Here is a 9,084-nt window from a genome sequence, read left to right as displayed (position 1 = left end):
TGCGGTGATAGTAAAGATGAACAGGCAAGCAAAGGGCCATCAAATCACTAGGGGAATTATTAGCTGGATCATAATCGCTATGATGCACCGCCATCCTGAGTCGATAGCGTTCCTCCTTCAACAAACCCTTCCCCTCCCCAGGCTCAAGACATTGCACCCCGCACCGTTCACAGATCCAATTAACGGACTGCTTTTTGACGGCAGCTATATTTTTCCAATCTTGAGGATAACGGTCATTTTTCATGCTTAACCCCTAGTAAAAATTTTGGCACTTTGCTTGGACCCCTGGTAAAGCATTAGAGCTAAAAATACGGTTAGTTACCATGCTAAATTGTCAGTGAACTGCATACGCAAATAATCAGGGAACAAAACTAAGGTAAAATGAGGTCTTAAAGTGCGTACTCACACAACCAGCTTAGCAAACTGCTGAATTGTTAATTATTCAAACTTTCAAACAATCAAGCATGATTATTACCGTTGCCAGTTTTAAAGGCGGGGTAGGAAAAACAACCACAGCAGTTCATCTCTCGGCGTACCTAGCACTCCAGGGAGACACCTTGTTGATAGACGGCGACCCAAATCGCAGTGCAACCGGCTGGAGCAAACGAGGATCACTCCCATTCAAGGTGGTTGATGAAAGGCAAGCTGCCAAGTATGCGCCCAAGTATTCCAACATCGTGATTGATACCCAAGCTAGGCCGACGGATGAAGATCTGGAAGCCCTTGCTGATGGCTGTGATCTGTTGGTCATTCCTTCCACACCAGATGCCCTCGCCCTTGATGCCCTGATGCTAACGATTGAGACATTGCAAAAGCTGGGAAATAATTGCTTTCGGATTTTGCTAACAATCATTCCCCCTTATCCCTCCAAAGATGGTGACGAAGCTCGACAGTTACTAACTACTGCGGGGTTACCCCTATTTAAAAAAGGCATTAAACGCTATTCCGCCTTTCAGAAAGCATCCCTAACCGGTGTCGTTGTTTCTGAAGTAACTGATTCCAAGTCCCGCATTGCTTGGTCAGACTACAAAGCGGTTGGCAAAGAAATTATTGAGGAAATTTTGATATGAGCAAATTTAAAGGAATTTTAGATAGCCATAAAAGGCCGACCCCGGCAGAAAGCCAAGCAAAAGCCAAAACAAAAGGCAAACGCAGCGATCCCGACTATGGACAGGTCTCTGCCTATATCCGCAAGGAAACCTACAGGAATGTCAAAATTGCTCTGCTCCAAGAAGCAGAAAAGCGCGACTTCTCTGATTTAGTGGAAGCTCTGTTATCTGAATGGTTAAGTAACCAGTGAAGCGAGTACGCGAATCGGCGGTTAACCACAACTTAAACCTTGTCTGTAATAGCTTCTACGTAAAACAGTGGACAGCTAACAATCTGCATACGCAACAGGTCAGGTACTTGAGTTAACTTTTTTCCGAAGATGCGCCGCAAAGCGGCTTTCGGCAAAATCGACAGTCTCAAAAAAAATTACTAGGGGTTCGTGTTCAATCTTCCAATCCGATCCAAATTCTCCGGGTCAAATAACCAGTGCAATAATTTAGCTATGGGTAGCGCCCCAGTGGGGGTCATCACCTGTCATTCTTTGCCCCCATGCTGTTTTTTTTGCATAACCCGCCGAAAAGATACATTTCAAAAATTAGTCAGGATTTTTGAAGGATGCACAGCCAATCGCATAGGGTGAACCATAAACATCATCGCGTTTCCCAAACCATTGATAGCGATTGTCACGAAGCTGTTCATAGAAACGATCACCAATCCATTGCACTCCCGGTAGTAATCGGTAGACAGTAATCAACTGAGCAGCAGCAGGAAATTGACGGGCGATCTCTTCCGCTGCCTTACTTCCCTGCCAGCGCAGATCGGGCTGGTGAGCATCAATGAGAATCATGCCCAGCTCACAGTCAGCGGCTGAAATACCAAACCGACCCAGCGTTTCTATATCCTGCATCGGGATATAGTCAAAGCTCGCACCTTGATCAAGTTGTTCAAGCTGCTGAACAAAGCCCACACACAGATTACATAGACCGTCATAGATAATGTGAAAACTGACAGCGATTTTTGACATTACTTGTTAAGGACTTCTGACTTTGTTGACTGATAAGTGCTTAGACTAACCCTCAGGTCGATTTCAGTAAGAATTGACAGGCTCGCCGGAGCAAAATATGAAGCAAGCACTCCGGCTAACCCGCTAGGAGTCTCTACATCAGACCAATTTGAGCAAGAATACCCTGACCTGTCAAAAGCTCAGTAGCAAGACCAATAAAGAATCCCAGCATTGCTAAGCGCCCATTCCAAGTCTCTGCAAAAGCAGTGAAGCCAAATTTAGTGGTTTGATTGTCCATTGCGGTAACCTCCAAAAGGAAAAAACGCGGTTTGTTAATTTTTGTTACTTCTATTATAAGTTTATTTTCTTTTACTTGACATTTAAGCCAGCTTGCCTATGAGCCCATGAGGGTGGCTGGAGCACCAAAGCGAACCGAGTACTATATCAGCAGGCTTAAGTCAATAATTTGACATAAATCGTTACATAGTGTTACGCTATGTTTACACAACGTTACAAAAGAGAACTCAGACATGACTAGCCGTGGTTTCCGTCTCGACCAAGACAATCGCCTCAACAACTTCGCCATCGAACCCCCCGTCTATGTCGATGAAACCGTGCAAGCCGGTTGGACTGAGTACGCTGAGAAAATGAATGGTCGCTTTGCCATGATTGGCTTCGTTTCTCTGCTGGTGATGGAAGTAGTCACTGGTCACGGCATTGTGGGCTGGCTCCTGTCTCTTTAAGTTTTCGACGTTTACAGTTTTTCAATCACCCAGAGGTCTTAGCTATGAATGCTGATGTGGATATCTATCAAAATAAAGATTTGTTTGCTCCCGTTGTCTTCCGTGAGGGCTTCAACAACTTTCAAGCCATCAATGCTAACCAGGCTTGGTCTTTACTTTTCACTGGCGGACAGGAGGATAAGCAGTTAGAAGGTAGCCCCGAGTTGGGTCGCTTCTTTACCTACTTACTGGTAGCCGTTGGTGTTTCTACTGTGCTATGGGGCTACTTCTTCAGCCGCTTTGCTCCTTTCCTGTAAGCGCTTTCTCGGTTTTCTCCTCTTTAAACTTTCGGATTTTCTTCACACCCACTAGCTGGGTGTTTTTTTGTTTATTTACCTCGCCATGGAGAACTTGGGCCAGCAGTTTCAGGGCCTTGGTTACAACAGTATGTCAATCAAAAATACGAAACCTTACCCCGGCAAATGGAAGTCTCTTCAAAAAAAGGGCTATTAACGATCCAATGTGATGAGATGTGGTCATTTGTAGGGAATAAACAACGAAAGTATTGGATTTGGCTGGCTCTAGATGTTTAAACCTGTGAAATTGTGGGAGTTTATGGGGGAGATCGTCAGTGCGCTGTAGCTCATACGGATTTCTGGCAAGCCTACAGCAAGGTGTTTCCCCGCAAGAGACATCAGCCAGTGGGAAAAGAAACAGGGAAAACCAATTATATTGAGCGTTTCAACTGTACTCTGCGCCAGAGAGTATCTCGGTCAGTGCGCAAGACATTATCTTTCCCCAAAAAAACTAGATAATCACATCGGAGCTATCTCGCTTTTTGTCCATCATTACAATGCTTCCTTGCTTCTTTAAGACCAGCTTCTATCCTACTCTGATCTCCAAGGGATAAAAGTAGAATAAGAATTTAAATCAAGTATTTCTAGGCCAAGCCCGCTGGCGAATGGTATCCAAAGATTGCCCTTGCAGTAACTGTCCATTTTCATAGACAACTTCTAATAAATCCTCGGAAGAATTAGGTACAGTTTGATAACCAAATTGATTTTTAACTAGGGATAATCTCCCTTTTTTACTGGTTTTACTGGGGTCCGTAATGGGATCTTTATAAACAGGAATCGCCTCGCCAGCTACAGTAATTTCACTACATTTCATAGCAAATTTTTGGGTATCTCGGTTCACTTTTTGTAACAGGGCTCCCCCCATACCAAAAGCTAAATTAGTGCTACTAAAACCAAGACTCTCAGTCTTTTTTAAAATAGCCGTGATACTCTCTTCATCAACCCCATCCCCTTGGATTACCCGCACAGCATTTAAAACTCGATAGCCTTTGCTGTTGAGCTTACTACCAAAACGAGCTTCCAATTTCTCCAAGGTTTTAGCCACAATTTCCATCGGATTACCCGAATCAGGACGAATAACCACCGTTGCCCCCGAATCAAGCACCTGTTCCCGCAGGTAATCACCCCAGAGATGATCAATGGCATTCCAAAGATCATAAGAATCGGAAACCACGGCCAGTACCGAACCAGATTTAGCAAATTGGGTCAACATATTTTGGTAGGCCAAAACTTCTCCTTCTCTCCCCCAAGCTGTAATAGTAGAATGCTCAGCAGCAGGAATCGAATAAGCCGCCATGGGAGAGTTGTAATATTTCTGCCCGTAAACCAATGCTTGTACTGTGTCAGAACCTTGAAAATTAACGAGGTGAGCTAGCCCTCCAATGCCTGACGATTCCAAACTAGAAACCCCCCGCGCCCCAAAATCATGGAGTTTGAAATTAATTTCACTATCAGGATCATCCGCAGTACGCAATAGGGATTCATAGATCAGTTTTTTCAGATGCCAACTTTGGGTTGCCACGGTAGTTGGATACCAAACCCGCATCAATAACGTTTCTAACCAGGAAACCAACCAAAATACTTTCGTATCTGTGGATTCCACTGTCATCAAAACATTATGAATAGGGATAACCGAGCCTTCAGGTACTGCTTTAATACGTACAGGTAAGCGACCTTTTAAATCCTCGGCAATATATCGCCAACCTTCATAATTAAACGGTAAGCCGTGGGCTGTTAAAAGACTATTCGCTTCCTCCACCATCCAGGGTTGAATAGGCTGAATAAGATATCGTTTTAAAATATATTGCAGACCAAAAAAGACAGTAATAGGATATTTTCCTCCACGACTTTCCACATAGGAATACATAGCCGTTGTATCAGGAGGGTATTGCAACCAGTGGCTTACTTTATAGGAGTCCACATCGAGAATTAAATTAGTATTCATGGTAGATAATTGAAGGGAATGTATTTAAATTTTGCTGACAAAATGCTGAATAATCTGAAAATGATCTTCGTAAATTTGCTCTTCTTGGGCGTAAAGATCTGCTAAAGACATCCACCATGCTTTCTGGGCATCATGGCCCCCTTTTACAGTCGGTAATTCGCCCCCTGGCAATTGGATAAAGTAAGCGTGGGTAATAGTTCGTCCCCGCAGAGATCGTACTGGGGAATCAAAAACATGACTTTCTACAATGGAGCCCTGTAAAACCGGCAGGGGAACCTTTAGACGGGTTTCCTCCTTGAGCTCCCGTAACATTCCTTCAACTAAGGTTTCATTCTGTTGAATAAAACCCCCAGGCAAAGCAATTAGCCCTAGACCGGGTTTAGCCTTACGGCGTACCATCAATACATGACCTGCTTGCACTACCACCGCATCCGTTGTTACAAAAGTGGGAGCATAGGGAGCCGTTGCCCAAGCCTGTTTGTAAGCCTGCAAAAATTGATATTCATCACAAAGATCAGTGTAGCGTTCACTATTTTGAAAAGTTTGTAAATAATCGGCGATCGCCGGGGGAATTTTATTGAGGTAATTGCTTTTTTCATCTTTAAAATAAGCGGCACGAATGGCAGTAGAACTGAGGTCAGAATAGTGACCTGTTTCCAAATAATCCCATTGGGGAAACAAATTCAAATAGTAAGAAGAAGAATCCTTACGATGACCTAAAATCACAACGGAATCGCAGACTGCAGTAATTTCTAAAACCTGCTGTTGAACCGCGGCCAACCAAAGATTATCGCTGTAAAGCCAATCCCGTACCGCTAAAAAATGTACCCTTAGCAATATTTCAGGGCTTAAACAAGCTTGAATCATCGCAATCCTTTCTTCAGATCGCCAAGGGTTACGGGTATCTGCAGCCACTCGATGACTACCTAAAATCAGAATTACTTGTTCCGCTTTTTCAAGGGCAAGTTTTAGCGTGCGTAAATGTCCTAAATGGAAAGGTTGGAATCGACCAATATAGATTCCGTATTTATATTTAGTTTTCATACCAGACTCCCTGGATGGCTAACATCCTCTCTCCGAGGATTAATTCGATTATAGTAGATTTTACCAAAATATGACGTCCAAATTTATATCGGTTGCATTTTCGACCAAGTTCAGTTTGGATTTAGACTTGCAGATAGCGGAATTTCAATTTAATTGAGAGAGGGATGAGAATGAAAGCAATAGGTTACGTCAGGGTCAGCACTGAAGGACAGGCCACTCAGGGGGTAAGCCTAGATGTCTAAACGGAGAAAATTCAGGCCTATGCCTCCTTATACGATATCGAACTGCCAGAAATCATCACTGATGCCGGGGTAAGTGCCAAAACTCTGGGTCGTCCCGGCTTGGAAAAAGCCCTCAAAATGCTGGAAGCAAGAGAAGCTGAGGCCCTGGTCATCGTCAAACTAGACCGCCTGAACCGTTCCGTTCGTGACCTTGATTGCCTGCTGGAAAAATATTTTTCTGAGCGTTTTTCCCTAATGTCCGTGGGGGAACAGGTTGATACCAGGACGGCGGCGGGGCGGTTAGTCCTCAACGTTTTAATGTCGGTGGCTCAGTGGGAACGGGAAACCATCGGGGAAAGGACTAACACGGCATTACAGCACAAAAAAGCCCAGGGAGAATATATCGGTGGAGTTGGCTTTGGTTACCAAGTGGAAGACAAAAAATTGGTCAGAGCTGAGAACCATAACATTGTGGAAATGATTGTTCAACTGCGGCAAGAAGAGGAAACCCTAGAGGCGATCGCCAAAAGACTGAATGAGTCAAGGGTAAAAACCATGCGTGGGGGAAGATGGTATGCCAAGATTGCCTATTCTCATTAAGGGAGCTTACTGCTTATTGTCGGTTGGGCAACTGCCAACAAATACGAATGCCAAGAATTTTAGGCTAGAATCTGACTAGATATAGTCAGGTAAAAAGATGGCCTCGTTTACTGCCCCATCCGATAATTCCGCCTCCCAAGGACTAGATACCCTGCAAACTTGGAAATTGGAAGATGCCAAGGCCCGTTTTAGCGAACTGGTACGCTTAGCCCAGGCAGAAAATCCCCAGCTTGTCACAGTGCGGGGTAAAGATGCCGTAGTGGTTCTTGCCGCTGATCAATTTGCTAAACTTTTGCCCTTGATGACACAACCCAATATCCACGAATTTCTTTCCCAGTCCCCCCTGAATCGCCTGGATTTTGACCAGTCCAGCGTCCAAAGTCCCGTCAGAGCTGTGGAGTTATGAAGGGTTGGCTATTAGATACCAACGTAATTTCAGAACTTCGCAAGGAGAATTGTCATCCAGCAGTGAAAGCCTGGGCCGATCGCCAATCTCCCACCTCTTTTTATCTCAGTACCATTACCATGGCGGAAATTCGTTTTGGCATAGCAAAGACTGAAGACAAGATATTTCGTCAGGAATTAAACCAATGGCTAGATCAGGTTTTGCGCCCCTGGTTTGGAGATCGTCTTTTGGGGGTAGATGAAGACGTAATTTTGCAGTGGCGATGGCTAGTGGAAAAGGGAAGAAAGCAGAACTATACCTTCAGTCAACCGGATTTATTTATTGCGGCGGGCACGCAGTGTGCCTTCGGCATCGCCGTTGTCCATGAGCTGTGTGTTGTGACTCGCAATGGAGGGGACTTTGAAAAATCAGGGTTTCCCGTCTTTAATCCATTCCTTTTTAGTTGATAAAACACCAATGTAGATGAGTAAGATGAAGAATTTCCCTTGTGGGCGATCGCCTAATAACCACGACTCGCGGAAATAGCGACAGCCTTCTTCTTGTTGATTAAGTTTGAACTATCGCTTTCACCGCAGCAAGATACCGCTCTTTCACATTTTGGTAGTCTAAATTCTCCGCAATTCCCTCCTGGCTACCGCGTTCAATCATATCGGCATGACGCAGCAGTGTGGTTCGGTCTGATGTTCGGTGAGTAAAGGGCGCGATCGCCGTGATCGCCTCTAACAACCGCATTGTGACTGCGACACTTGACTTTCCATACTGCCGAATCTGGTTAAAGGCCGCATCCGTCGCATCAGTAAATGAAATCGGTTTAGCGATGATCCGAAGCTGATTCTGGTCGTCGTAGCGATAGGGAGAAGGCATTTCTCTTTGGGCTAAATGACAAAGGGCAGCGCTAAGTTGATCGATGCAGCGGATGGCAGTAAAGGGATCATTAATGCCTGGAGAAAGGGCACGTACCGCAATCTCAACCAGTTGGTCTATGGGAAACTCCATATCTTGCTGCTCTGTGCGCTGGGAACCAAGAACAAAGGCATTATTGATCTGGGCTATAAGCTTCTTGTTTACCTTTTCTTCAGGAAAGACCTGTACCAGTTCACTTCCCTTTATCACAAAGCGACCGGGACGTTGTTGAACCCAGAATAACAAGTTATTGTCCGTCGCAATCTGCATCAGTTGGTTGTCATCAATCCCTTGAATGTAGCCACTGGCAATAGTCTTAATTGGACAGGAAAATTGATCAAAATCGGTAGGAATAGCAGCTAGACTCTTCTCCTGTGGTTGGTTTAATGTGCTCCGTCCAATTTTTTCAGGAAAGAGCCGATCAATCGCAACATCAAGATCATTTCCCACTTGTTTAATGACCTGATTGACCTGAATCGATGAGGCTGAATGATGAATAAAATAAATCAATACACCAACGCTGGCGATCGCCAAAGCAATGCCGATGGTTACTGCTAGGTGGGGGACAAACTCATCTTTTTCTACCCCATTAACTGTTCGTAGCACCATCAAGCTGTATACAAAAGTAGAAATGAAAGTTCCCAATACAATTTGGTTGCCCGTGTCTTGCATGAAGCTCCGCAGCAAGCGCGGCCCAAACTGGGAAGAGGCTAGCTGAAGTGCCACAATCGTAATAGAAAAGGCAGTGGTGGCCACAGTCACCATTGAACCGGCGATCGTAGAAAGAATAGCCCGTGAACCACTAGGCCCTAGAGAATAAGCCCAGTCTATTTT

Annotated in this window: 13 protein-coding genes and 1 pseudogene; 8 read left to right on the top strand and 6 right to left on the bottom strand. The window is 44.7% G+C overall.

The features are described from left to right. Window positions 1-244: HNH endonuclease (locus tag IQ219_RS12505; protein ID WP_194072817.1), on the bottom strand; the 244-nt coding region annotated here is incomplete at its 3' end. 220 nt (window positions 245-464) lie between these two features. On the opposite strand from IQ219_RS12505, the gene IQ219_RS12500 reads away from it, so the two are divergent. Both IQ219_RS12500 and IQ219_RS12495 read left to right on the top strand, forming a co-directional pair. Continuing rightward, window positions 465-1,070, top strand: a complete 606-nt coding sequence (locus tag IQ219_RS12500) for a ParA family protein (RefSeq protein WP_190599912.1) — start codon at window positions 465-467, stop codon at window positions 1,068-1,070. Further along, window positions 1,067-1,300 carry a hypothetical protein gene (locus IQ219_RS12495; RefSeq protein ID WP_194072816.1) on the top strand — a complete coding sequence of 78 codons (234 nt, stop codon included), beginning with the start codon at window positions 1,067-1,069 and terminating at the stop codon, window positions 1,298-1,300. Before IQ219_RS12500 ends, IQ219_RS12495 begins: the two co-directional genes overlap by 4 nt. A gap of 345 nt (window positions 1,301-1,645) precedes the next feature. Here IQ219_RS12495 and IQ219_RS12490 read toward each other — a convergent pair whose 3' ends face one another. After that, complete coding sequence (locus IQ219_RS12490; protein ID WP_190599910.1) at window positions 1,646-2,074, bottom strand: thiol-disulfide oxidoreductase DCC family protein; 429 nt, start codon at window positions 2,072-2,074, stop codon at window positions 1,646-1,648. Between the two features lie 133 nt (window positions 2,075-2,207). Next, window positions 2,208-2,351, bottom strand: coding sequence for a chlorophyll a/b-binding protein (locus IQ219_RS12485; RefSeq protein WP_190599909.1), 144 nt, complete (start codon window positions 2,349-2,351; stop codon window positions 2,208-2,210). Window positions 2,352-2,583: 232 nt separating this feature from the next. On the opposite strand from IQ219_RS12485, the gene IQ219_RS12480 reads away from it, so the two are divergent. The 3 genes and pseudogenes from IQ219_RS12480 to IQ219_RS12470 form a co-directional block, all read left to right on the top strand. Continuing rightward, window positions 2,584-2,796: a chlorophyll a/b-binding protein gene (locus IQ219_RS12480; RefSeq protein ID WP_190599908.1), complete on the top strand. Its 213-nt coding sequence runs from the start codon at window positions 2,584-2,586 to the stop codon at window positions 2,794-2,796. 44 nt (window positions 2,797-2,840) lie between these two features. After that, window positions 2,841-3,092 carry a hypothetical protein gene (locus IQ219_RS12475; RefSeq protein ID WP_190599907.1) on the top strand — a complete coding sequence of 84 codons (252 nt, stop codon included), beginning with the start codon at window positions 2,841-2,843 and terminating at the stop codon, window positions 3,090-3,092. Between the two features lie 105 nt (window positions 3,093-3,197). Next, window positions 3,198-3,648, top strand: a pseudogene (locus IQ219_RS12470) (IS1 family transposase); the annotation flags it as partial. Window positions 3,649-3,705: 57 nt separating this feature from the next. On the opposite strand, the gene IQ219_RS12465 reads toward IQ219_RS12470, so the two are convergent. Continuing rightward, on the bottom strand, window positions 3,706-5,076 hold the full coding sequence (locus IQ219_RS12465; RefSeq protein WP_194072815.1) for a nicotinate phosphoribosyltransferase: 1,371 nt from the start codon (window positions 5,074-5,076) through the stop codon (window positions 3,706-3,708). Window positions 5,077-5,100: 24 nt separating this feature from the next. After that, on the bottom strand, window positions 5,101-6,120 hold the full coding sequence (locus IQ219_RS12460) for a bifunctional nicotinamide-nucleotide adenylyltransferase/Nudix hydroxylase (protein WP_194072814.1): 1,020 nt from the start codon (window positions 6,118-6,120) through the stop codon (window positions 5,101-5,103). 251 nt (window positions 6,121-6,371) lie between these two features. Here IQ219_RS12460 and IQ219_RS12455 point away from each other — a divergent pair, with 251 nt between their 5' ends. From IQ219_RS12455 to IQ219_RS12445, 3 genes are all read left to right on the top strand, one after another. Beyond that, window positions 6,372-6,941, top strand: coding sequence for a recombinase family protein (locus IQ219_RS12455; RefSeq protein WP_368667607.1), 570 nt, complete (start codon window positions 6,372-6,374; stop codon window positions 6,939-6,941). Between the two features lie 97 nt (window positions 6,942-7,038). Then, window positions 7,039-7,347 (top strand): type II toxin-antitoxin system prevent-host-death family antitoxin, encoded by a 309-nt coding sequence (locus IQ219_RS12450; protein ID WP_194072813.1) that lies wholly within the window; start codon window positions 7,039-7,041, stop codon window positions 7,345-7,347. Then, entirely contained in the window at window positions 7,344-7,793 is a 450-nt protein-coding gene (locus tag IQ219_RS12445) for a type II toxin-antitoxin system VapC family toxin (protein WP_194072812.1), read from the top strand. Before IQ219_RS12450 ends, IQ219_RS12445 begins: the two co-directional genes overlap by 4 nt. Window positions 7,794-7,893: 100 nt before the next feature. On the opposite strand, the gene IQ219_RS12440 is transcribed toward IQ219_RS12445, so the two are convergent. After that, window positions 7,894-9,084, bottom strand: a 1,191-nt coding sequence (locus IQ219_RS12440; RefSeq protein ID WP_194072811.1) for a DUF2254 domain-containing protein, incomplete at its 5' end; no start/stop codon positions are given.

Origin of the sequence: Synechocystis sp. LEGE 06083 (genome assembly GCF_015207725.1) — a bacterium.
Classification (GTDB): domain Bacteria; phylum Cyanobacteriota; class Cyanobacteriia; order Cyanobacteriales; family Microcystaceae; genus Synechocystis; species Synechocystis salina.
The sequence above is the reverse complement of the archived record's forward strand: the minus strand, read 5'-3'. Positions and strand labels throughout refer to the sequence as shown.